Source organism: Pseudomonas sp. Pmew2 (genome assembly GCF_058129885.1).
Genome location: NZ_CM176702.1, coordinates 1,640,871 through 1,662,515, shown reverse-complemented (window position 1 = coordinate 1,662,515; position 21,645 = coordinate 1,640,871). Strand labels below are relative to the sequence as shown.

The window sequence follows — 21,645 nt, the reverse complement described above, 5'->3', positions numbered from 1 at the left end:
ATTGTACCTGAACTAAGCAAGAGGCGTCACGCTTACAGGTACCCGGATAGGCGCAAGGTAAACAAACAGGTACAAAAAAGGGTGGCCGCAGCCACCCTTCCCGGTCAAACCGCCCTGTTACTCGGACAGCTTGAAGGTGATGAACGTCGCACGGCCCTGACGCAGAACACGCATCGAAACAGAGCGATCCTTGGGCAGGCTTTTCGCCACCTCAGTGAACTGCTTACTGGACGTAATCGCCTGGTTGTTCAGATGAGTGATCACATCACCCGGCTGCAGGCCAATCAGCGAAGCCGGACCACCTGTGACTTCCTTGATGGCCACACCGCCCTTGAGGTCCAGGGATTTCTTCTGCTCGGCAGTCAGTTCGATCACCGACACGCCCAGACGGTTGCTGCTGCGTTCGGCGCCCGTGCCAGCAACATCGCCCATTTCCTGACCTTCGTCAGGCAGCGCGCCAACAGTGACCGTCAGCTTCTGACGCTTGCCGTCGCGAATCACTTCTAGTTCGGCTTTGCTACCGTCTTTGAGGTTGCCTATCAAGTGCGGCAGGTCAGCCGACATGATGATTGGCTGGCCGTTGGCACTCAGAATCACGTCACCGACCTGCAGGCCACCCTTGGCAGCCGGGCCATCTTCAAGCACCTGAGCAACCAGCGCACCGGCAGGCTTGTCCAGACCAAACGATTCGGCAAGGTCCTTGTTCACTTCCTGAATAACCACACCCAGCCAGCCACGGCTGACTTTGCCGCTGGCCTTGAGCTGGTTGGCCACATCCATGGCGACGTCAATCGGAATCGCGAACGACAACCCCATGAAACCACCGGAGCGGGTAAATATCTGCGAGTTGATCCCGACTACCTCACCCGCCATGTTGAACAGCGGGCCACCCGAATTACCCGGGTTGATGGCAACGTCCGTCTGAATGAACGGCACATATGTGTCGTTTGGCAGACTACGACCCTTGGCGCTGACAATGCCTTTGGTCACGGAGTGATCGAAGCCGAATGGCGAGCCGATCGCCAGCACCCACTCACCCACCTTGAGCGTGTTGGAGTTGCCCAGTTTCGCTGTAGGGAGGTCCTTGCCGTCAATTTTCAGAACCGCAACGTCGGTGCGCGAGTCGGTACCGATCAGCTTGGCTTTCAACTCGCTGCGATCAGAAAGGCGCACAAGAATCTCGTCGGCACCGTCGATCACATGATTATTGGTCAGAATGTAACCATCGGGGGAAATGATAAAGCCCGAGCCCAGTGACTGGGCTTCGCGCTGACGATCACCCTTGCCGGCTCCCGGCGGACGCGACCCTGGCGGCATGCTGCGCTCGAGAAATTCGCGCAGCATGGGCGGCAAGCCTTCCAGGTCAGGCATCTGCTGATTGGCTATGGCGCGATCAGGCAGTTTCTGGCGCGTACTGATATTCACCACTGCTGGCGAGGCCTGCTCGACCAGCCCGGTAAAATCCGGCAGGTTCTCGGCTTGAGCCGTAGCAACCTGGCCGAGCATGAGCACAGCGGCAATCAGTGAAAAGTAGGACTTCATGCGTGGTATCGACATATAGCTCCCGTTGGTAACGAGCAAAAAATTAAGCAGTACAAGCAACTGACTCAAAGACCTCAAGCAGCGATGCTCATCTCTGGATCAGCGACATGGCCTCTGGAAACGACAAAAGGCCAAAGCTGCGAGGCTTTGACCTATAGAAAAAAACCAGAGTTTTTGCAACGTGCAAACCTCACCAAACATTTCAGTACCTGCGCCCAGGCCAGGTTGAATGCGCCCTGGCGACTCTTGAAACCCAGGATGAAAATTTTTACATCCTGGAATTCGTGACTTCAAATGTTTATTTTTTGGCTGGAGATTCGTCGTTACGCATCGACAAGGCTATACGCTCGGCGGTGCCCATCGGTATTTCTCCGACGACCGTCACCATCATGTCGCCCTGCAGTGTTGTGAGACGACGCGAGACCGCCACTGTCGGGCCTAGCTGTGTGCGAATATCCGAAGATGCGCCGCCTTTCACTGCCTCGATGAACACTGAAAAACGCGCCAGACCGTCGCCATACATCAGATGGGTAACGGAGGATTGCGTGGAGGAGTCCTTGCGCACACCACTGCTGCTGACTTCGAAACCAGGCGGCAGCCAATCAGAATGCCATGCCACAGAACTTATGGACGGCTCAGGCTTGGCTTTCAACACAGACACGGGCTTGCAGTCGACGCTAGTGTTGAGCATTTGCTCGGACAGAACGCCGGCGGTATCGAGATCGGTAAACTGGAAACGTTCGAGCAGTTGCCCCTTCTCGCTCAACAGAAGCGACTTGAGCACAAGACCGGTTTCGTTATCCAGGTGAAGTTCAAGGCCGTATCGATGCTGGTCCTTGGGGGACAGCGCAACGATAGTTGCCTGACGACCGGCCACTCTGGATTTTCCGACAATTTTTATGTCGTACCAGGCGGAAAGTCTTTTGACATCGAATGCGCGGGCAGATGAGTCGGCCGGATTGGCCACACCCGCTTCAAGCGTGCCGCTGACGCACTGTGTAAGCCCGTCAACACGCAGAACTTCCTGAGCAGAGCCATCAAGCTGCAACAAACGCTCCTGAACATGCCCATCCGCTATGCGGTGCCAGATTCGATGGGTAGAAAAACTACCATTGCGTTCGTATACAAAGGTGCCTTGATAGCTCTGCTGCTGATCAACCTTGGCAAGACGATTGATTGCGTCTTGCGCATCATCAGCCTGTACCGGGAGGGCAAGCCATCCACCAAGCAGTAATGGCAGTAGAGGGACGGCTCGCATGATCCTCCTTAACGGTTTTCCAGACTCGCAGCACGTGCGTAAGGCAGCGCGCTTTCAGTACCTTTCAACGCTGCTTCCTGGGCGTGCTGACGCAGGTAGCCAGGCAGACGTTGATCACCTTGACCAGCACCCTGCAACACGCCGTTGGCCATAGGGCCAGGCGCCTGCTCGGTACTTTCAGTGTAGCCAGCCAGTACGGCAGGGCCTTTCACTTGTGGAACAGTCAGGTTGGCAGGCTGTTGGGTCTGCTGTGCCAGTTGTGCACCGGCGATATCGTCCTGGTTGTACAGGCGGACACCGGCCAGAACGGCTACGGTAACCGACGCTGCAACAGCCAGACGACCCAGCGTGCGCCAAGGTCCACGTGCTGCTTTGAGCGGGCTGACTTCATCGGCGATCGCGGCAGATACAGCAGCCGAAATATCCAGATGCGGGATCAGCAGCTCTTCGTGCATAGCTGCACGAGCAACTTGGTAACGCGACCAGGTAGCGCGAGTATCGGCATCGTCAATGGCATTCAATACCCGACGTAATTCCAGTTCGTCCGCTTCGTTATCCAGTACCGCGGACAGCGATTCCTGCAGGGCTTCACGACTCATGGCGGGTTCCTCTCTTGGGCTATCGCCGCTGTCTCAGGATTCCTGCAACAACGGCTGCAGGGCTTTATCGATGGCTTCCCGAGCGCGGAAGATCCGAGAGCGCACGGTACCAACAGGACACTGCATGACGCTCGCAATGTCTTCATAACTCAGACCATCGAATTCACGTAAAGTTAGCGCCGTACGTAAATCTTCCGGGAGAAGCTGGATGGTCCGATGGACGGTGCCCTCGATCTCATCTCTCAACAATGCACGTTCCGGCGACTCGATGTCCTTGAGGCCATGATCGCCGTCGTAGAACTCCGCGTCTTCAGACCTTACATCGCTATCCGGTGGACGCCGACCTCGCGACACCAAATAGTTTTTCGCCGTGTTAATGGCGATGCGATACAGCCAGGTATAAAAAGCACTGTCACCGCGAAAGTTTCCGAGAGCACGGTAAGCCTTGATAAAGGCTTCCTGTGCAACGTCCTGAGCCTCATGGGTGTCGTGCACGAATCGCACGATCAACCCTAGAATTTTGTGCTGATACTTCAGCACCAACAGATCAAATGCTCGCGTATCGCCACGCTGTACGCGCTCGACAAGCTGCTGATCCTCTTCCTGGGTTAGCATGAACACTCCTCGTTAAGCATGAAGGAGTGCTGCAACTGACATTGTTCAGGCTCGCAAACATAGACTCGGGCTTTTCGCAAAAGTTCTCCCCCTTCAAGCAAGTTTCCTGCGGGCCATCGTAAAGCCTGCACGAAAAACGCAGCGCGACACGGTCGGCTGCGTGAATAGTCTTGTCGCCGGTTTCGCAGCTGATGATCACTTATCTAACCCTGCGAAAACGACGCTGTTCCTGTGTAGGCAACCTGCTATTGAGCATGGATCCTGGCAAAAAGTTCCATTGGCACAATCACAGGCGTGAGCCGCAGACTGCACAAAGCTCTTTGAAATCAGTGCACTGGAGCATTTCCAGTAACAGATAACAGGGAAAACAATATGCATGACATCCGGGACTGGAGCACAATCCATACCCGCTGTGGTCTCACATTGCCATGTAGGCGTGGCTATTGTGCCGTTACCCCAATACTTATACTAGTGGTCGCCAAGGGCAGAATTCGTAGATGAGTCAACATTTTCAGCATGACGTACTGGTAATTGGCAGTGGCGCTGCCGGATTGAGCCTGGCACTGACGCTTCCCGGACACCTGAGCATCGCAGTGCTGAGCAAAGGCGATCTGGCCAATGGCTCGACATTCTGGGCCCAGGGCGGTGTGGCAGCAGTACTGGATGACACCGATACCGTGCAGTCTCATGTTGAAGACACGCTGAATGCCGGCGGCGGCCTTTGCAACGAAGAAGCAGTGCGTTTCACCGTCGAGCACAGCCGCGAGGCCATTCAGTGGCTGATCGATCAGGGCGTGCCTTTCACTCGGGGCGATGACGCAGATACCGACGAAAGCGGCTTTGAATTCCACCTGACACGCGAAGGCGGTCACAGCCACAGGCGGATCATCCACGCCGCCGATGCCACAGGCGCAGCGATCTTTCGTACCCTGCTTGAACAAGCCCGTAAACGGCCGAATATCGAACTGCTCGAACAGCGCGCCGCCATCGACCTGATCACCGAACGCCGTCTCGGGCTGGAAGGCCAGCGCTGCCTGGGCGCTTATGTACTCAATCGCAACAGCGGTGAAGTGGACACCTACGGCGCGCGCTTTACCATCCTCGCGTCAGGTGGCGCTGCCAAGGTTTATCTGTACACCAGCAACCCCGACGGTGCCTGCGGCGATGGCATCGCCATGGCCTGGCGTTCCGGTTGCCGGGTGGCGAATCTGGAATTCAACCAGTTTCACCCCACCTGCCTGTATCACCCCCAGGCCAAGAGTTTTCTGATCACCGAAGCACTTCGCGGTGAAGGCGCTTACCTCAAGTTGCCCAGCGGCGAACGTTTTATGCCACGGTTCGACGAACGGGCAGAACTGGCCCCTCGCGATATTGTTGCCCGTGCGATAGACCACGAAATGAAGCGACTGGGTATCGACTGCGTTTATCTGGACATCAGCCACAAACCGGAAGCCTTCATCAAGACCCACTTTCCAACCGTCTACGAGCGCTGCCTGGAATTCTCCATCGACATCACTCGTCAGCCGATTCCGGTGGTCCCGGCGGCGCATTACACCTGTGGTGGTGTCATGGTAGACAGCAAGGGCCACACCGACGTGCCTGGCCTGTACGCCATCGGCGAGACCAGCTTCACCGGCCTGCACGGTGCCAACCGCATGGCCAGCAACTCACTGCTGGAGTGCTTCGTGTATGCACGCTCGGCAGCGGCAGACATCGAGCAGCAACTGGCCGACGTACAGATGCCCACCGACCTTCCGGCGTGGGACGCCAGCCAGGTCACTGATTCGGACGAAGACGTGATCATCGCGCACAACTGGGATGAACTGAGACGATTCATGTGGGACTACGTCGGCATTGTGCGTACCAACAAGCGCCTGCAACGCGCTCAGCACCGTGTGCGTTTGTTGCTGGATGAGATCGACGAGTTCTACAGCAACTACAAGGTCAGCCGTGACCTGATCGAGTTACGCAACCTGGCGCAGGTGGCGGAACTGATGATCTGTTCGGCCATGCAGCGCAAGGAAAGCCGTGGCCTGCATTACACGCTGGACTATCCCGACATGTTGCCGGAGGCGCTGGACACTATTCTGGTACCGCCCACTTACGTCGGCTGAACTTCAGGCGCACACGCAGACGCCGGTGCGTGTCCGGCGTGAGCGCATCAAGCGGGATGCAGCAGCTTTTTATCGAGCGGCCCGGCCGGCCTGCGACAATCGGGCGAAAACGCAGAATCACGACCAACGGTAACGCGAGGCTGTCCGGACATAACTGCACGGGCTGCCAGCCGTCGCGTTGATTCCACAATCGCCAGCCTTGATGATCGCGCTTCAGCGCAGTGAAGGCTGCCGGATGACTGAGCAGGATCGAGCGCGGCAACGTCCAGGCAGCATGCATCAGACAGAACAGCACACCCAGTGCCAACGCCAACGAAGCGATGTTCAGCCAGGACAACGCGATCAGCGCCAGCAGCTGAACGGCGAGATACGCCGTCAATAGCAGGCGCGAGGCCTGCCAGTGACATTCAAATCGATCACTTGGGCTGGACACGATCCAGAATCATGCGAACCATACGTTGCAATTCAGCATCCTCGGACTCGGCGCGCTGCATGAACCAGCCGAACATGTCCTGATCTTCACAAGTGAGCAAACGGCGATACAGATCGCGGTCCACGTCATTCAAATGCGGATAGACCTCCCGGACAAACGGCACCAGCAGCACGTCCAGTTCAAGCATGCCACGGCGGCTGTGCCAGTAAAGGCGGTTGAGTTCGACGTCTTCGACCATGGAGCGCTCCTCAAAGTAGGCGGCAAGTATACAGCCGTGAGCCGGGCACGCGAATCTTGCAATGGTCGCAGCAGTTTTCACGTACCCCGGTATGCATAACCTCGACTCGGCACTATGATGTGCCCCCGGACTTTTTTCCCAATCTGCGATGACCATGACCCAAAAAGCTTTTTTCTGCACGCTATCCCATGAGGGCGTTCTCGCCGTTCGCGGCGTGGATGCCAGCAAGTTTCTTCAGGGTCAGCTGACGTGCAACCTCAATTATCTGAATGAAGACAAGTCCAGCCTCGGTGCCCGCTGCACGCAGAAGGGCCGGATGCAGTCGAGTTTTCGCATCGTTTTCGAAGGCGACGGTTGCCTGCTGGCGATGGCCAGCGAGCTGATCGAGCCGCAACTGCTGGACTTGCGTAAATACGCAGTGTTCTCCAAATCGAAACTGACTGACGAAAGCGCAGAATGGGTGCGCTTCGGCCTGCAGGATGGCGACAGTGCCCTGGTCGGCCTGGGCCTGGACCTGGCGCAGGAAACCGATGCGGTGGTACGAGCCAATGAGCTCATCGCAATCCGCGCCTCCCCGGGCCGCGCCGAACTCTGGGTACGCGCCGGGCAGGCAGACAGCGTCAAATCGCAGCTGGCTTCGCAGTTGAGCGAAGGTCCGCTCAATGACTGGTTGCTGGGTCAGATACGGGCCGGCATCGGCCAGGTATTCGGTAGCACCCGCGAGGAGTTCATCCCGCAGATGATCAACCTGCAGGCGGTCGGCGGCGTCAGCTTCAAGAAGGGCTGCTACACCGGCCAGGAAATCGTTGCGCGCATGCAATACCTGGGCAAACTCAAACGCAGGCTCTACCGCCTGACGCTGAGCAGCGAAGAAATCCCCGAGCCGGGTACGGCACTGTTTTCGCCGGTACACGCCAGCGCGGTGGGCAACGTGGTCATCGCCGCACAGTCCGGCCAAAATGTTGAACTGCTCGCCGTATTGCAGGGCGATGCGGCAGAAAATGGCCATATAAATCTTGGCTCGCCAGAAGGCGCAGCGCTGCAAATGAGTGATCTGCCCTACATACTGGACAGCAAACTCGAAACTCAGCGCTAAGCCAGACGAACACATTCAGGTTCCTAGTGTCTTTAGAGCGTTCCAGTGCACATGCTGGCGCTCTGCGGAGCGCGCGGAAAACTCTGGACACCCCCAACGGCTGCGAGATGCAACATGAGCAAGATGGCTGACGAGGTGCAGAGAAACTTGATCAAGGCCATCGACAGAGATGCCTTGTTTCTGCCTACCCTGCCGGAAGTAGCACTGAGAATTCGCCTTGCCGCCGAAGACACCGAAATCAGCATTTCGGCCCTGAGCAAGGTCATCGGTAGCGATACAGCCCTTTCCGCACGCCTGATAAAGGTCGCGAACAGCCCTCTGCTGCGCCCGAATTTTGAAGTCAGCGACGTCACCACCGCGGTTCGGCGCCTGGGCGTCAATTACACCTGTAACTTGGCTATCGGCCTGGTGGTCGAGCAGATGTTCCACGCGAAGTCTCCCGTCATCGAGCAGAAGATGCGCGATATCTGGAAGCAGAGCCTGCAGGTTGCCGGCATCAGTTACACACTGTGTCAGAACTACACGAATCTCAAACCCGACCAGGCCACACTCGCCGGGCTGATCCACTTGATCGGGATTCTGCCGATCCTGACGTATGCCGAAGACCATTACGAGCTGCTGGCCGATCCGATCAGCCTCAACCACGTGATCGACAGCATTCACCCGGTCATTGGCGAACGCCTGCTGCGCTCATGGGACTTTCCCGAGCCGCTGGCCTGCGTGCCGATTCAGTTCCAGAACTTCGCGCGCGTATCGAAAAGTCCGGACTACACAGATCTGGTGCAGATCGCCACAGTGCATATCCACAGGAACACCGACCACCCCTTCAGCCTCATCGAGATGGTCGACCTGCCTGCGTTCAGCCAACTGAGGCTTGCCAGGGCTGAAGGCATGCTGAGCGCCCAGATGGACGAAGCGAAGAGCATGCTTTACTAGGATCAGGGCGCACTGAAACTGACCCGAACCTTCAAACCCCGCTCGGCACCATCGTGCAAGGTGATTCTGGCCAGATGCGCACGGCATATCTCTCCCACAATAGCCAGACCGAGCCCGGCACCGCTGCCCTGCTGACTGCGACGGTAGAAACGCTCGAAAACCCGCTCCCGCTCATCTGCCGGAATGCCAGGGCCATCATCCTCGACCTCCAGAACACCCGGCGCATACACCCGCAACACCACGTTACCGCCCGGTGAAGTGTGAGCCAGCGCATTGTCGATCAGGTTGCTCAACAGTTCGTTCAGCAACGTCGGCTCGCCACGCAGCCAGACCGGCTCGTCAGCCTCCAGCGCCAGCGCGACGCCGCGTGAATGAGCCAACGGCGCCATGGCCATGCCCAGCTCTCTTGCCAGCTGGCTGAGGTCCAGTTGTTGCGCGACACCTTCGGCAATGGCCCGCGCGCCGTTTTCAATCCGCGCCAGTGACAGCAACTGATTGGCCAGATGCGTGAGCCGATCCGTGCCAAGTGCGGCTGATTCCAGCGTACTGCGCCAATGTTGCGGGTCGCGCTCACGCAGGCCCAGCTCAACCCGCGCCTTGAGCGCGGCCAGCGGCGTGCGCAGTTCATGGGCAGCATCGGCGATGAACTGCGCCTGGCGCTCGAACTGCAGGCGCAGCCGCTCGGTAAAGTGGTTCAGCGCCCCTACCAGCGGACGTAGTTCATGCTGCACCTCAACCATTGGCAATGAGCGCAGATCATCCGGCTGACGCTCTTCTACTGCGGTGCGCAAGCGCTCCAGCGGTCGCAGTGCCGCACTGACCGTGAACCAGACCAGCAGCAGTGCGCCCCCACCGAGCATGCCCAGACGCAGCAACGTGTCGGCCATCAGGCTGCGCGCCATGCCCTTGCGCGCCTCCTGGGTTTCGGCAACACGAATTTCAGCCGTGCCGTTCATGCCTGGATCAGTCACCGGCTTGAGCAGGCTGACCACACGCACATCCTGCCCTTGATAAATCCCGTTATAAAACTTCGCCAGCGCAGGGTAATCGTCGGTACGCAAAGTGCCCGGTGGCGGCGAAGGCAGATTTTCATAACCGGAAATCAGCTTCTGATGGATGTCATTGACCTGATAATAGATTCGTCCTTCGCTGTCGTAGGCAAAGGTATCCAGCGCCACATAGGGAATATCGGCGCTCAGCGTGCCATCACGCTGGGTCAGGCCGGCAGCGATGGTTCTTGCTGACGCCAGCAACGTGCGGTCGTAGGCGGTATCGGCCACTTCGCGGCCATTCCAGTAAGCGCTCATGCCGCTGGCCAGCATCAACACCACCAGCAGCAACGCCAGGTTCCACAATAACCGCCAGCGCAGGCTGTCGTTAATCATCGCGGCTTTCAAGCAGATACCCCAGACCCCGAAAGGTCACGATAGCCACAGAATGCCCGTCGAGCTTCTTGCGCAGGCGATGGACGTAGATTTCGATGGCGTCAGGGCTGGCCTCCTCGTCGAGGCCGAAAACCTGCGCGGCCAGTTGCTCCTTGCTCATCACCCGACCTGGCCGGGCGATAAGCGCTTCCAGCACCGCCTGTTCGCGAGACGTCAGGGCCAGCAGCTCCTCGCCGAGCGTGAAACGCCGGGTGTCCAGATCATAGGCCAGTACGCCGCAGCGCTGTTGCCGCTCGCCACCCAGCACGCTGCGACGCAGCAATGCCTTGACCCTGGCCTCCAGCTCGGACAGCTCGAAAGGCTTGGCCAGGTAGTCGTCGGCCCCCAGGTTCAGGCCATGAACGCGATCCTTGACGTCGCTGCGCGCGGTCAGCATCAACACCGGAAGGTTTTTGCTGCGCGCCCGCAGACGCGCCAGCACTTCAAAGCCGTCCATACGCGGCAAGCCGACGTCGAGAATGGCGACGGCGTATTCCTCGCTGCTCAACGCCAGGTCGGCGGCAACGCCATCATGCAGTACATCAACGGTCAAACCTGCGCTTTTGAGCGCCTGCGCGACACTTTCAGCCAATTGCAGATGATCTTCCACAAGAAGAACACGCATCGCCGTCTCCTGATTGTCACTGTTGTTATCGATCTGGGCATCGAGGCTTGTGGCGGTGGAGTTTACAGGCAGGCCGCCGCCTGTGAAGGACAGAAACGATTCGCGGCCCTTCAATTGCGACATGAAAGGTAGCTGAAAGGTTTGCGAAAGGTTCGTCATTTAGGATCGCCAGACGACCCGGCAAAAGGGTACGTACAAAACAGGCGCCCGGATGCGTCTGGACAATAAAAACAATAAATCGCTAAACGGAGTCACGTCATGTCTATGCCAGCCCAGGCTTGCCAGTCCATTGAGCACAGCCCGTCGCGGTTTTCCCCGCACCCGTCGCGCCCCTGCTCCACCTTCCTGCAAAACATCAGCGCCCACCGCTGTACCGATGGCACTTGCGTGTCAGCCAACAGGTCTCGTGGTGCGCGAGACAAAAGCATCTGCTGAACAGCTTCTCTCTTCCAAAAACAAAAATATCTCTGGAGACTGAACATGAAATCCCCTCTGCGTCAGATAGCCGCCACCGCCGCCTGCATGCTGGTTGCCAGCCAGTTGTTTGCTGCCGAGCCAAAGCGTCCGGAATGCATTGCACCCGCCTCACCAGGTGGCGGATTCGACTTGACCTGCAAGCTGGTGCAAAGCGCGCTGATCAACGAAAAGATTCTGACCTCGCCCATGCGCGTGACCTACATGCCTGGGGGCGTCGGCGCAGTGGCCTACAACGCAGTTGTAGCTCAGCGCCCCGCAGATGCTGGCACGCTGGTCGCGTGGTCCAGCGGCTCGCTGCTCAATCTGGCGCAGGGCAAATTCGGCCGTTTCGATGAAAACGCAGTACGCTGGCTCGCCGCCGTGGGCACAAGCTATGGCGCCATTGCAGTGAAGAGCGACTCGCCATACAAGAACCTCGACGATCTGGTCAAAGCGCTCAAGGCCGACCCGAGCAAGGTAGTCATCGGCTCAGGCGGCACCGTAGGCAGCCAGGACTGGATGCAGACCGCATTGATCGCCAAGGCTGCAGACATCAACCCGCGCGCCTTGCGTTATGTCGCGCTGGAGGGCGGTGGGGAAATCGCTACTGCCCTGCTTGGCGGCCACATTCAGGTGGGCAGTACCGACATCTCCGACTCCATGCCGCACATTTTGAGTGGCGACATGCGCCTGCTCGCCGTATTCGCCGAGAAGCGCATCGACGAACCCGAAATGAAAGACATCCCCACCGCCAAGGAGCAGGGCTACGACATCGTCTGGCCTGTGGTGCGTGGCTTCTACCTCGGGCCGAAGGTCAGCGACGAAGACTACAACTGGTGGAAAGCCTCGTTCGACAAGATCCTGGCCTCTGAAGACTTCGCCAAGCTGCGTGATCAGCGCGAGCTGTTCCCCTTCGCCATGACCGGCTCGGAGCTGGACACCTACGTAAAGAAGCAGGTTGCCGACTACAAACTGCTGGCCAAGGAGTTCGGCCTGATTCAGTAATTGAACTCAATTGACTGACGTTAAGTTGCGCCCGCACAGCGGGCGCGACTCAGGAGCTTCTCATGGTCATACAACGCATTTTTGCTGCCGTAATGCTACTGGCATGCGCAGGTCTGGCCCTTATGGCCTGGCCTTATCAAGCGCCGTTCTCCTATGAACCAGTCGGACCACGCGCTTTCCCGCTGCTGATGCTCGGGTTGATGGGTGCCGCCCTGCTGTACCTGCTGATTCGGCCCACACCCATTGTCCACACCGAGGAAGAACCGGCACTGGACCGTGAAACCCTGATCAAGATTGGCGCATGCATCATTCTGCTGCTGATATTCGCCGGGCTGTTCGAACCCCTGGGCTTCATCCTCAGCAGCATCCTGATCGGCATTCCCATGGCACGCCTGTATGGCGGACGCTGGCTGCCGAGCGTGGTGGTGGTGATTCTGATGAGCGTCGGCCTTTACCTGTTATTCGACAAGGCCATGGACGTTCCCTTGCCTTTAGGCCTGCTCAGCGTTCTGGAGAACTGATATGGATACTTTCAGCTACCTGGGCCAGGGGTTCGGCGTCGCCCTCACCCCTTACAACCTGATCACCGCACTGTCCGGCACATTGATTGGTACCGTCGTCGGCCTGCTGCCGGGGCTTGGGCCTATCAACGGGGTGGCGCTGCTGATCCCCATTGCCTTTGCGCTGGGCCTGCCGCCTGAATCGGCACTGATTCTGTTAGCGGCCGTGTACCTGGGCTGTGAATACGGCGGACGTATCAGTTCGATCCTGCTGAACATTCCGGGCGAAGCGTCCACCGTCATGACCACGCTGGACGGCTATCCAATGGCACGCCAGGGGCTGGCCGGCGTCGCTCTGTCGCTGTCAGCATGGAGTTCGTTCATCGGTGCATTCATCGCCACTTGCGGCATGGTGCTGTTCGCGCCGTTGCTCGCCAAGTGGGCGATTGCCTTCGGTCCGGCGGAATATTTCGTACTGATGGTGTTCGCCATCGTCTGCCTGGGCGGCATGGCCGGTGACAGGCCATTGAAGACATTCATTGCCGCGCTGATCGGGCTTTTCCTGTCTGCGGTAGGCATTGATGCCAACAGCGGGGTGTACCGTTTTACGGGCGACAACATTCATCTGACCGACGGCATTCAGTTCGTGGTGCTGGTCCTGGGTCTGTTTTCAATCAGTGAAATCCTGTTGCTGCTGGAAAAGACTCATCGCGGCCAAGAGGCGGTCAAGGCCACTGGGCGCATGATGTTCAACGTCAAGGAAGCCGCTGCAGTGTTCGTGGTGAACATTCGCTGTGGTCTGCTGGGCTTCATTCTTGGCGTACTGCCGGGTGCCGGTGCGACACTGGCCAGCGCAGTCGCTTACATGACGGAAAAACGTATCGCCGGCCCTGGCGGCAAGTTTGGCCAGGGCGACATGCGCGGTCTGGCAGCTCCCGAGACCGCCATCGGGGCAACCGCTTGCGGCGCATTGGTGCCGATGCTGACGCTGGGTGTTCCGGGCTCGGGCACCACGGCGGTGATGATCGGCGCGTTGTCGCTGTACAACATCACGCCCGGTCCGATGCTGTTCCAACAGCAACCGGACATCGTATGGGGCCTGATCGCTTCGTTGTTCATCGCCAACATCATGCTGGTGATCCTCAACATCCCGATGATCCGTATCTTCACGCGCATCCTCGCCGTGCCGAACTGGGCGCTGGTCCCGGTGATTGCGATCATCACCGGGATCGGCGTGTATGCAGTGCACGCTACCACCTTCGACCTGTTCCTGATGGTCGGCATCGGCATCTTCGGTTACATCCTGCGCAAGCTGGATTTCCCGCTGTCGCCGATTCTGCTCGGTTTCATCCTCGGTGGTCTGATGGAGCAGAACCTGCGACGCGCCCTGTCGATCTCCAACGGCGAACTGGGGATTCTCTGGGCCAGCCCGATCACCCTCGGGGTCTGGGTGGTGACCGTGTTCATGCTGCTGTTTCCGCTGATCCGTATCTGGCGCAAGCGCGCAAAACAGCAGGCTGCCGCAACGCATGGCTGATTCGTCACTGCGTCAATGGTGGGCAACGCCGCTGGTCGGCCTGCTCGGCAGCTACCTCGCCAGCCAGGTTGGCTGGCCGCTGCCGTGGATGGTTGGCTCGTTGCTGGCAATCATCCTGGTGCGCTGCCTGACACCCTGGCAACTGGCGCAGATTCCGGGTGGCCGTAAATGCGGGCAACTGATCATCGGTATCGGCATCGGTTTGCATTTCACGCCAGTGGTTATCGAGCAGGTGCTCGCGCATTTCGGGCTGATTTTCATCGGCGCGCTGGTCACCAGTCTGTCGTGTCTGGTTGGCGTCTGGCTGATGCTGCGCACCGGAGAAGATCGCCCTACGGCGTTCTTTTCGAGCATGCCGGGCGGTTCCGGGGAGATGGTCAACCTTGGCGCACGTAACGGTGCAACGCTAAGCAGCGTCGCAGCCGCGCAAAGTCTTCGGGTGCTGGCAGTAGTATTGTGCGTGCCGGCGATCTTCAAATACCTGCTGGGTGACGGTACGCCTTCACTGCATGCCACGGCGGTCGATTGGCGCTGGCTGGCATTCCTGCTGCCGGTCGGCGCAGCTCTGGCCTGGCTGTGGCAACGTCTCAAGCAACCCAACCCGTGGCTGTTCGGCCCTCTGTTGCTCAGTGCCGTAGTGAGCGTGGTCTGGGACCTGAAAATCGGCTTGCCCAACGGTGCCAGCCAGCTGGGTCAGCTACTGATCGGCAGCGGGCTGGGTTGTCATTTCAATCGGGCATTCTTTCGGCGTGCGCCATCGTTCCTCGCGCGCACGCTGTTGGGCACCGCGCTGACCATGTTGATTGCCGCACTGGCTGCGCTGGGGCTGAGCGCCCTCACCCACCTGGATCTGCGCTCACTGACGCTGGGCATGATGCCCGGTGGCATTGCCGAAATGAGCCTGACAGCAGAAGTGCTGCAACTGTCGGTCCCCCTGGTGACGGCCATGCAGGTCATGCGCCTGCTGTTCGTGCTGTTTCTTGCTGAGCCGCTGTACCGGCGCTGGGACAAGCGGTTCGCTGACTGAGCCCAATCAGAAGCACTTTGATCAGAGAACGGGCAAGCGCCAGTCGATTGGCTCGATGCCGTTTTGCTCAAGGTACTTGTTGGCACGCCCGAAATGCCCGTTACCCAGGAAGCCTTTGTAGGCTGACAACGGCGAAGGATGGACGGAGGTCAGCACCAGGTGCTTGGTCGCATCGACCAGTTTCTGCTTACTCTGCGCATGAGCGCCCCACAGCAGGAACACCAGATGCGGCTGATGCTCGCTGACCACTTGAATGATCCGGTCCGTGAAGTGCTGCCAGCCTTTTCCCGCATGCGAAGCTGCGTTGGCGCGCTCGACGGTAAGAGTCGTGTTAAGCAACAGCACGCCCTGATCAGCCCATGATTGCAGGCAGCCGTGATTGGGAATGTCGATATTCAGGTCGCGTTTGAGTTCTTTATAGATATTGACCAGTGACGGCGGCGTCGGCACGCCTGGCTGCACCGAGAAACACAGACCGTGAGCCTGATTCGGACCGTGATACGGGTCCTGACCGAGGATCACCACTTTCACATTGTTGAGCGGCGTCGAATTCAGCGCATTGAAAATCAGCGGCCCAGGCGGATAGATCTCTTTACCCGCGGCATGCTCCTGGCGCAGAAACTCGCGCAACTGCGCCATATAGGGCTGCTCGAATTCATCGCGCAGCGCTTCCTTCCAGCTGGGCTCAAGCTTGATGCGGTCGTCGCTAGTCATGGTTACATCCGGTAAAAACAATGCGCGGACACTAGGGTCTGTTCCCGTTTCACATTGGCAGCCACAGAAAAGCGCAGGCCATTGCTATGACGCTTTCATAGTTTCTCTTGAGTTTGTCGAACCGAGAAGCCGCCGCCCGGAAATGCTTCAACCGGGCAAAGGCGTTTTCTACGAGATGTCGATTGCGATATAACCCTTTGTCCAGATCTGCGTTCCCTTTCAGAGAATTGCGCTTTCGTGGAATCACCACTTTGCTGCCTTGCTGCTCGACCTGAGCGCGTATCGCTTCAGTGTCGTAGCCCTTGTCCGCAATGATCACTTCTGCATTGGGCATCTTGGCAATCAACGAGGCCGCCTGCGAACAATCATTGGTCTGGCCTCCGGTCACGTCAAATGCAATGGGCAGCCCACAAGCGTCTACAGCCAGGTGAATCTTGCTGGTGTTACCGGCTCGGCTTTTTCCGATGGCCTGGTCCTGCGTGCTGGCAGCACCTGCACTGTGCTGATGAGCCTTTACATAACTGCCATCAATGAAAACCCACTCCATGTCAGGATCGGTCATCAGCACCTCAAGCACCTTGACCCACTTGCCTGAAGCAGACCAGGCATTGAACCGCTTGTAGACCTTGCTCCAGTTTCCAAACGCTTTCGGCAGGTCTCGCCAAGGGCAACCCACACGCATGCGGTACAGCATGCCTTCAACCGTGGTGCGCAAATCTCGCTTGTTGTAGATCGATTCGTGCAGCAAAATTTCTCGAAGCTTCGGCCAGTGCTCATCACTGAGCATTAATCGGGGCATTGCAGGCTCGTATTGGTGTTGTGTGAGAACTCCAACAATACGGGCCTGTTCTCATAGAGATCAATGGGTTACGTCGAAACGGGAACAGACCCTAGGAAAGCCCGGCAGCAAAGTCAATGCCGGTTTCTACATGCGCCTTTACGATCGGACGCAGAGCGTCCAGAAAGAAGTGCCGACGCGGAGCGTCGGCACGATAGTCAGTTCGCAGCAGCCAGCTCACCGCTCTGGCATGGCAGTGAGCGCAGGTTTCAGCTACCGATGCCCGCCCCGACCATCACCGCGCCCGCCTCGTCCATGATCACGGCCATCGCGTCCGCCTCGACCGCCATGGTCCTCCCAGCCGCGGTTGCCTCGGTCGCCGCGGAAGCCGTCATTGCGTCCGAAACCACCATTGCCTCGAAAGCCGTCATTACGCCCAAAACCGCCATTGCCGCGAAAGCCGTCGTTTCTCCAGCCATAACCCGGTGGGCGTCCCGGCTGGTAGTAGCGTGGCACTGGCGGCGGCGCGTAATAACGCGGTGCCGGGGCGTAGTAGCGTGGTTGGGTGTAATAGCGTGGCTGAGGCGCTACATAGATGCGCTGCTCCTGATAGTAGGTGGAGCGGTAGCCATTGTCGTACGCGTAAGCGCCACCGACGACGGTTGTCGGCTGCGTGTACACATCGGATTCGTAGTAACCAGGGCCTGCGTAGCAACCGGCAAGGAAAAGGGTCAGCAACGTGATAAGCAAGGGTCTTCGATACATGGCGGCCTCCTGGACCGCGATTGGGCACGAATCAGCGACGCTGATCGGCGTCCGCCAAAGCAGTTGACGGACAGAAGTTCAGACACCGAAAAGGGAATCTAGTGCGTTGGCGCAGCGTGTAAACCCTAGTAAAGATGATGGCCATCCTTCACTCAAGGGCTCTAAAGCCGGGGCATGCAGGCATGTTTCGACTTCCTGCAAAGATGCTACAAAACATTTCAAAGCACCCATGCATCAACACAGTGCGGTTACGCACCAGCACAAGGCAGTTTCCCTCGGGGCTGACCTGCGATGGTCCGGGCAGGCCTTGAAAAACAAAGGCCTTGGCGAGTTGGCACAAGTCTCGCTTGATGAATGGCGTGCAGGAGTCAACACAGGTTCGCGGCACCACAATTTGCAATAGCCGACTAGGGTTCCGGCTTGCCGACAGGCAAGTGGCTGGTCCGAGAGTTGGCGACCTCCAGTAGAGGTTACACGGCGGGACAAAAGCCCGGGAGACAGGGACACCAGTGGTGTCACGTTGCTCCTGGCCGCCTTTTTTCACTACTGGAGATTTCTCAACATGCAAAAGTCTCGTCTCTTCGGTCTGCTCACGGCAGGCCTGCTTGCTGCGTTGAGCCTCTCGGCGAATGCCGCCCAAAAAGATCACTTCAATGTCTGCTGGACCATCTACGCAGGCTGGATGCCGTGGGAATACGCAGGTAGCCAGGGCATCGTCGACAAGTGGGCGAAAAAATACGGCATCAAGATCGATGTCACCCAGCTCAATGACTACGTCGAATCCATCAACCAGTACACCGCTGGCCAGTTCGATGGCTGCACCATGACCAACATGGACGCACTGACCATTCCGGCTGCGGGCGGTGTGGAAAGCACGGCACTGATCGTCAGCGATTTCTCCAATGGCAACGACGGCATCGTGCTCAAGGGCGAGGGCAAAAAAGTCGCCGACCTGAAAGGCATGGACGTCAACCTGGTCGAACTGTCGGTGTCTCACTACCTGCTGGCCCGGGCGCTGGACAGCGTCAAGCTCAGCGAAAAAGACCTGAAGGTCGTCAACACCTCGGATGCCGATATCTCGGCTGCCTTCAATACCGATGATGTGCAGGCCGTTACCACCTGGAACCCGATGCTGTCGGACATTAAAGCCAAACCCGGCGTGACCGAAGTGTTCAACTCCAGCCAGATTCCTGGCGAGATCATGGACATGATGGTCGTCAACACTCAGACCCTGAAGGACAACCCGGCGCTGGGCAAAGCCCTGACCGGTGCCTGGTTTGAAGTGGTCGCGCTGATGAACGCCAAAAACGCCCAGAGCAAGGCAGCGCTGGAACACATGGCCAAGGCATCGGGCACCGATCTGGCCGGCTTCCAGGCGCAACTGGACACCACCAAGCTGTTTGCCACACCCAAGGAAGCGCTTGAGTTCGCGACCAGCAAACAGCTGCCGGACACCCAGCGCAAGGTGGCTGACTTCTCGTTCGCCCATGGTTTGCTCGGTGAAGGCGCACGCGATGCCAACGCGGTCGGCATGTCGTTCGCCAATGGCGTGATGCTCGGCGACAAGGGCAATCTCAAGCTGCACTTTGACCCCAGCTACGTGCAGATGGCCGTCGACGGCAAGCTGTAAATCACGTTCAGTAGAAAGGTCATTGCCATGCGTTTGATAAACCGCCATCCGGACCGTGCCGGTCGCCTGATTCTGGTGATCCTGCCGTTCGCCCTGTTGCTGTTCGCCTACTTCATGGGCTCGGCCACCCGGCTTGCGGAAAACCCCACCGACAAACTGCTGCCCAGCGCCGTACAGATGGCCGATGCGGTCAAACGCATGGCGTTCACCGCCGATACCCGCAGCGGCGACTACCTGCTGTGGCAGGACACGGCATCGAGTCTGCACCGTCTGGCCATCGGCCTTGGGATCAGCGCGCTGTTGGGACTGTGCCTGGGCATTGCGGCGGGCATCCTGCCGCTGTTCGGTGCGCCGCTGTCGCCCTTGCTGACGGTAATGTCGATGGTGCCGCCGCTGGCGATCCTGCCGATTCTGTTCATCGTCTTTGGTCTGGGCGAGCTGTCGAAAGTGATGCTGATCGTGATCGGCATCACGCCGATTCTGGCCCGGGATCTGGAACAGCGTGCCCGGGAAATTCCGGTCGAGCTGCTGATCAAGGCGCAGACCCTCGGCGCCTCGACCTGGACACTGATCCTGCGGGTGATCCTGCCGCAATTGCTGCCACGCCTGTTGATCGCCCTGCGCCTGGTGCTGGGTTCGGCATGGCTGTTCCTGATCGCCGCCGAGGCGATTGCCTCGACTGACGGTCTGGGCTACCGGATCTTCCTGGTGCGGCGCTATCTGGCGATGGACGTGATTCTGCCGTATGTGGTGTGGATCACCCTGCTTGCCTGGCTGATGGACTGGGGCCTCAAAGCCCTGACCCGACGCGCCTTTCCCTTGTACGAAGGGGCGCGGGCATGAGCTTTATCTGTGTGCGCAATGTCTGGCAACAATACGATGATCAGGTGGTGCTTGAAGGCCTGAATCTGGACGTGGCCGAAGGTGAGTTCTGCACGCTGGTCGGCGCATCGGGCTGCGGCAAGTCGACTTTTCTGCGCCTGCTGCTGGGTCAGGAAACTCCGAGCCGTGGACTGATCACGCTGGACGGCAAGGCCCTGCGCAATGAGCCAGACGCCTGCCGTGGCGTGGTGTTTCAGCGCTATTCAGTGTTCCCGCACCTGTCGGTGCTGGACAACGTGGCGCTGGGTCTGGAACTGCCCCGCTCGGCGTGGCTGGGCCGACTGTTCGGCCAGGCAAAAAGCGAGGCACGCGAGCACGCCGCGCAACTGCTTGGCAAGGTTGGCCTGGGGCATGCGCTGGATAAGTACCCCACGCAATTGTCCGGCGGCATGCAGCAGCGTCTGGCCATTGCTCAGGCGCTGATCATGAAACCCCGCGTGCTGCTGCTGGACGAGCCCTTCGGCGCGCTCGACCCCGGCATTCGCAAAGACATGCACCACTTGCTGCTGGACCTGTGGCGCGAAACGAAGCTGACCGTGTTCATGGTCACTCACGACCTGTCCGAAGGTTTCAACCTCGGCACCCGCCTGCTGGTGTTCGACAAGGTCCGCCACGACCCGCACGAACCCGGCGCGTATGGCGCGCGCATCACTTACGACATTCCCCTCAACAGCGAACGCCGCGCCGAACGCGCAGCCATCGATTCGCTGCTCAACGTTTCAGAGGAGCCCGTTCAATGACTGACTCAATCACGCTGTACCCGGTTTTCGCCGAAGAGATGCTGCCCGGTGGCGGCCATCGTTCGTTCATCCTCAAGCGCGGCGAACTGCTGCGCCTGACCGACCTGCACGGCAACGCCAACGTCAGCCTGACCCTGCTCAACGCTCACGAAAAAACCGAGCGGCTGAACCTGCCCGACAGCCTCAAATGCCAGCACACCGCCAGGTTAAGCAACGGCCATTGCCTGTATTCGGACATGGGCCGAGTGCTGGCGGCCATCGTCACTGACACCTGCGGCTGGAGCGACAGCATCGGCGGCGTGCTCAATGCGCAGGAAGTCGCTGAAAAATACGGCCAGGGCCGTTATCAGGAATTGCGCAACGGCTTCTTCCGCAATGGCGTCGACAACCTGCTGGTCGAGCTGGGCAAATGGGGGCTGGGGCTGTCCGACCTGTTGATGACCCTCAACCTGTTCAGCCGTGTCGATGTCGACGAGACAGGAACCCTGCACTTCGCGCCGAACAACTCCAAGGCCGGTGACTACATCGAACTCTACGCACCAATGGACACGCTGGTGGTACTGACCGCGCTGCAACACCCGATGGACCCCAACCCGGAATATGCCCCGCAACCGCTCAGACTCAGCTGGATGAAGGCCGACGCCAGCGTTGCCGAGCACTGCCGTACATCGCGCCCGGAAAACGAGCGCGGCTTCATCAACACCGACCGCCTGTTCGCCTGAGGAGCCCTG

At 58.8% G+C, this 21,645-nt stretch carries 22 protein-coding genes and 1 riboswitch; of the genes, 11 read left to right on the top strand and 11 right to left on the bottom strand.

The window, feature by feature from the left end:
• Positions 1-117 precede the first annotated feature (117 nt).
• From AC4ANK_RS07645 to rpoE, 4 genes are all read right to left on the bottom strand, one after another.
• On the bottom strand, positions 118-1,542 hold the full coding sequence (locus tag AC4ANK_RS07645; protein ID WP_223216152.1) for a DegQ family serine endoprotease: 1,425 nt from the start codon (positions 1,540-1,542) through the stop codon (positions 118-120).
• Positions 1,543-1,840: 298 nt separating this feature from the next.
• Complete coding sequence (locus tag AC4ANK_RS07640; protein ID WP_460383238.1) at positions 1,841-2,800, bottom strand: MucB/RseB C-terminal domain-containing protein; 960 nt, start codon at positions 2,798-2,800, stop codon at positions 1,841-1,843.
• Between the two features lie 8 nt (positions 2,801-2,808).
• Positions 2,809-3,399 (bottom strand): anti sigma-E factor RseA C-terminal domain-containing protein, encoded by a 591-nt coding sequence (locus AC4ANK_RS07635; RefSeq protein WP_002554911.1) that lies wholly within the window; start codon positions 3,397-3,399, stop codon positions 2,809-2,811.
• A 33-nt stretch (positions 3,400-3,432) separates the two neighbouring features.
• Positions 3,433-4,014 carry an RNA polymerase sigma factor RpoE/AlgU gene (gene rpoE / locus AC4ANK_RS07630; RefSeq protein WP_002554912.1) on the bottom strand — a complete coding sequence of 194 codons (582 nt, stop codon included), beginning with the start codon at positions 4,012-4,014 and terminating at the stop codon, positions 3,433-3,435.
• A 497-nt stretch (positions 4,015-4,511) separates the two neighbouring features.
• On the opposite strand from rpoE, the gene nadB reads away from it, so the two are divergent.
• Complete coding sequence (nadB, locus tag AC4ANK_RS07625; protein ID WP_002554913.1) at positions 4,512-6,128, top strand: L-aspartate oxidase; 1,617 nt, start codon at positions 4,512-4,514, stop codon at positions 6,126-6,128.
• Here the strand turns inward: nadB and AC4ANK_RS07620 are convergent.
• On the bottom strand, positions 6,097-6,561 hold the full coding sequence (locus AC4ANK_RS07620) for a protein YgfX (protein ID WP_002554914.1): 465 nt from the start codon (positions 6,559-6,561) through the stop codon (positions 6,097-6,099). The two genes, nadB and AC4ANK_RS07620, sit on opposite strands and share 32 nt — an antisense overlap.
• Positions 6,545-6,799 carry an FAD assembly factor SdhE gene (locus AC4ANK_RS07615; RefSeq protein WP_003378499.1) on the bottom strand — a complete coding sequence of 85 codons (255 nt, stop codon included), beginning with the start codon at positions 6,797-6,799 and terminating at the stop codon, positions 6,545-6,547. Before AC4ANK_RS07615 ends, AC4ANK_RS07620 begins: the two co-directional genes overlap by 17 nt.
• A 154-nt stretch (positions 6,800-6,953) precedes the next feature.
• Between AC4ANK_RS07615 and ygfZ the strand changes: the two genes are divergently transcribed.
• A complete protein-coding gene (ygfZ, locus tag AC4ANK_RS07610) occupies positions 6,954-7,895 on the top strand; it encodes a CAF17-like 4Fe-4S cluster assembly/insertion protein YgfZ (protein ID WP_044320961.1) in 942 nt (313 codons plus the stop codon).
• A 114-nt stretch (positions 7,896-8,009) separates the two neighbouring features.
• Entirely contained in the window at positions 8,010-8,831 is an 822-nt protein-coding gene (locus AC4ANK_RS07605; protein WP_002554917.1) for an HDOD domain-containing protein, read from the top strand.
• A 2-nt stretch (positions 8,832-8,833) separates the two neighbouring features.
• On the opposite strand, the gene AC4ANK_RS07600 is transcribed toward AC4ANK_RS07605, so the two are convergent.
• The gene (locus AC4ANK_RS07600; RefSeq protein ID WP_044320954.1) at positions 8,834-10,216 is read right to left on the bottom strand and encodes a sensor histidine kinase; all 1,383 of its coding nucleotides are present in this window, start codon (positions 10,214-10,216) and stop codon (positions 8,834-8,836) included.
• The gene (locus tag AC4ANK_RS07595) at positions 10,209-10,880 is read right to left on the bottom strand and encodes a response regulator (RefSeq protein ID WP_002554918.1); all 672 of its coding nucleotides are present in this window, start codon (positions 10,878-10,880) and stop codon (positions 10,209-10,211) included. Before AC4ANK_RS07595 ends, AC4ANK_RS07600 begins: the two co-directional genes overlap by 8 nt.
• A gap of 480 nt (positions 10,881-11,360) precedes the next feature.
• On the opposite strand from AC4ANK_RS07595, the gene AC4ANK_RS07590 reads away from it, so the two are divergent.
• The 4 genes from AC4ANK_RS07590 to AC4ANK_RS07575 all read left to right on the top strand — a co-directional run bounded on the left by AC4ANK_RS07590 (position 11,361) and on the right by AC4ANK_RS07575 (position 15,405).
• Complete coding sequence (locus AC4ANK_RS07590; RefSeq protein WP_002554919.1) at positions 11,361-12,341, top strand: Bug family tripartite tricarboxylate transporter substrate binding protein; 981 nt, start codon at positions 11,361-11,363, stop codon at positions 12,339-12,341.
• Positions 12,342-12,403: 62 nt separating this feature from the next.
• On the top strand, positions 12,404-12,862 hold the full coding sequence (locus tag AC4ANK_RS07585; RefSeq protein ID WP_002554920.1) for a tripartite tricarboxylate transporter TctB family protein: 459 nt from the start codon (positions 12,404-12,406) through the stop codon (positions 12,860-12,862).
• A gap of 1 nt (position 12,863) precedes the next feature.
• Positions 12,864-14,378 carry a tripartite tricarboxylate transporter permease gene (locus AC4ANK_RS07580; RefSeq protein WP_002554921.1) on the top strand — a complete coding sequence of 505 codons (1,515 nt, stop codon included), beginning with the start codon at positions 12,864-12,866 and terminating at the stop codon, positions 14,376-14,378.
• Positions 14,371-15,405 carry an AbrB family transcriptional regulator gene (locus tag AC4ANK_RS07575; RefSeq protein ID WP_002554922.1) on the top strand — a complete coding sequence of 345 codons (1,035 nt, stop codon included), beginning with the start codon at positions 14,371-14,373 and terminating at the stop codon, positions 15,403-15,405. The genes AC4ANK_RS07580 and AC4ANK_RS07575 overlap by 8 nt, the downstream gene beginning before the upstream one ends.
• Positions 15,406-15,426: 21 nt before the next feature.
• Here AC4ANK_RS07575 and ung read toward each other — a convergent pair whose 3' ends face one another.
• The 3 genes from ung to AC4ANK_RS07560 all read right to left on the bottom strand — a co-directional run bounded on the left by ung (position 15,427) and on the right by AC4ANK_RS07560 (position 17,662).
• Positions 15,427-16,119: a uracil-DNA glycosylase gene (gene ung / locus AC4ANK_RS07570; protein WP_002554923.1), complete on the bottom strand. Its 693-nt coding sequence runs from the start codon at positions 16,117-16,119 to the stop codon at positions 15,427-15,429.
• A gap of 49 nt (positions 16,120-16,168) precedes the next feature.
• The gene (locus AC4ANK_RS07565) at positions 16,169-16,918 is read right to left on the bottom strand and encodes an IS5 family transposase (RefSeq protein WP_460382697.1); all 750 of its coding nucleotides are present in this window, start codon (positions 16,916-16,918) and stop codon (positions 16,169-16,171) included.
• A 252-nt stretch (positions 16,919-17,170) separates the two neighbouring features.
• Positions 17,171-17,662, bottom strand: coding sequence for a hypothetical protein (locus AC4ANK_RS07560; RefSeq protein WP_002554925.1), 492 nt, complete (start codon positions 17,660-17,662; stop codon positions 17,171-17,173).
• Positions 17,663-18,058: 396 nt separating this feature from the next.
• A riboswitch (guanidine-I (ykkC/yxkD leader) is annotated at positions 18,059-18,161 on the top strand.
• Positions 18,162-18,224: 63 nt separating this feature from the next.
• Between AC4ANK_RS07560 and AC4ANK_RS07555 the strand changes: the two genes are divergently transcribed.
• Genes AC4ANK_RS07555 through AC4ANK_RS07540 form a run of 4 tightly spaced genes read left to right on the top strand, consistent with a single transcriptional unit; the run spans position 18,225 to position 21,636 of the window.
• Entirely contained in the window at positions 18,225-19,292 is a 1,068-nt protein-coding gene (locus tag AC4ANK_RS07555) for a putative urea ABC transporter substrate-binding protein (RefSeq protein ID WP_031594841.1), read from the top strand.
• A gap of 27 nt (positions 19,293-19,319) precedes the next feature.
• A complete protein-coding gene (locus tag AC4ANK_RS07550) occupies positions 19,320-20,135 on the top strand; it encodes an ABC transporter permease (RefSeq protein ID WP_031594840.1) in 816 nt (271 codons plus the stop codon).
• Positions 20,132-20,914, top strand: coding sequence for an ABC transporter ATP-binding protein (locus AC4ANK_RS07545; RefSeq protein WP_002554926.1), 783 nt, complete (start codon positions 20,132-20,134; stop codon positions 20,912-20,914). The genes AC4ANK_RS07550 and AC4ANK_RS07545 overlap by 4 nt, the downstream gene beginning before the upstream one ends.
• On the top strand, positions 20,911-21,636 hold the full coding sequence (locus AC4ANK_RS07540) for an urea amidolyase associated protein UAAP1 (protein WP_002554927.1): 726 nt from the start codon (positions 20,911-20,913) through the stop codon (positions 21,634-21,636). The genes AC4ANK_RS07545 and AC4ANK_RS07540 overlap by 4 nt, the downstream gene beginning before the upstream one ends.
• The last annotated feature ends 9 nt before the right edge of the window (positions 21,637-21,645 follow it).

Bases quoted from the DNA above. Each gene is read 5' to 3' on its own strand.
- AC4ANK_RS07645 (WP_223216152.1), bottom strand. From the start codon at position 1,542: ATGAAGTCCTACTTTTCACTGATTGCCGCTGTGCTCATGCTCGGCCAG.
- AC4ANK_RS07640 (WP_460383238.1), bottom strand. From the start codon at position 2,800: ATGCGAGCCGTCCCTCTACTGCCATTACTGCTTGGTGGATGGCTTGCC.
- AC4ANK_RS07635 (WP_002554911.1), bottom strand. From the start codon at position 3,399: ATGAGTCGTGAAGCCCTGCAGGAATCGCTGTCCGCGGTACTGGATAAC.
- rpoE (WP_002554912.1), bottom strand. From the start codon at position 4,014: ATGCTAACCCAGGAAGAGGATCAGCAGCTTGTCGAGCGCGTACAGCGT.
- nadB (WP_002554913.1), top strand. From the start codon at position 4,512: ATGAGTCAACATTTTCAGCATGACGTACTGGTAATTGGCAGTGGCGCT.
- AC4ANK_RS07615 (WP_003378499.1), bottom strand. From the start codon at position 6,799: ATGGTCGAAGACGTCGAACTCAACCGCCTTTACTGGCACAGCCGCCGT.
- ygfZ (WP_044320961.1), top strand. From the start codon at position 6,954: ATGACCCAAAAAGCTTTTTTCTGCACGCTATCCCATGAGGGCGTTCTC.
- AC4ANK_RS07605 (WP_002554917.1), top strand. From the start codon at position 8,010: ATGAGCAAGATGGCTGACGAGGTGCAGAGAAACTTGATCAAGGCCATC.
- AC4ANK_RS07600 (WP_044320954.1), bottom strand. From the start codon at position 10,216: ATGATTAACGACAGCCTGCGCTGGCGGTTATTGTGGAACCTGGCGTTG.
- AC4ANK_RS07595 (WP_002554918.1), bottom strand. From the start codon at position 10,880: ATGCGTGTTCTTCTTGTGGAAGATCATCTGCAATTGGCTGAAAGTGTC.
- AC4ANK_RS07590 (WP_002554919.1), top strand. From the start codon at position 11,361: ATGAAATCCCCTCTGCGTCAGATAGCCGCCACCGCCGCCTGCATGCTG.
- AC4ANK_RS07585 (WP_002554920.1), top strand. From the start codon at position 12,404: ATGGTCATACAACGCATTTTTGCTGCCGTAATGCTACTGGCATGCGCA.
- AC4ANK_RS07580 (WP_002554921.1), top strand. From the start codon at position 12,864: ATGGATACTTTCAGCTACCTGGGCCAGGGGTTCGGCGTCGCCCTCACC.
- AC4ANK_RS07575 (WP_002554922.1), top strand. From the start codon at position 14,371: ATGGCTGATTCGTCACTGCGTCAATGGTGGGCAACGCCGCTGGTCGGC.
- ung (WP_002554923.1), bottom strand. From the start codon at position 16,119: ATGACTAGCGACGACCGCATCAAGCTTGAGCCCAGCTGGAAGGAAGCG.
- AC4ANK_RS07565 (WP_460382697.1), bottom strand. From the start codon at position 16,918: ATGCCCCGATTAATGCTCAGTGATGAGCACTGGCCGAAGCTTCGAGAA.
- AC4ANK_RS07560 (WP_002554925.1), bottom strand. From the start codon at position 17,662: ATGTATCGAAGACCCTTGCTTATCACGTTGCTGACCCTTTTCCTTGCC.
- AC4ANK_RS07555 (WP_031594841.1), top strand. From the start codon at position 18,225: ATGCAAAAGTCTCGTCTCTTCGGTCTGCTCACGGCAGGCCTGCTTGCT.
- AC4ANK_RS07550 (WP_031594840.1), top strand. From the start codon at position 19,320: ATGCGTTTGATAAACCGCCATCCGGACCGTGCCGGTCGCCTGATTCTG.
- AC4ANK_RS07545 (WP_002554926.1), top strand. From the start codon at position 20,132: ATGAGCTTTATCTGTGTGCGCAATGTCTGGCAACAATACGATGATCAG.
- AC4ANK_RS07540 (WP_002554927.1), top strand. From the start codon at position 20,911: ATGACTGACTCAATCACGCTGTACCCGGTTTTCGCCGAAGAGATGCTG.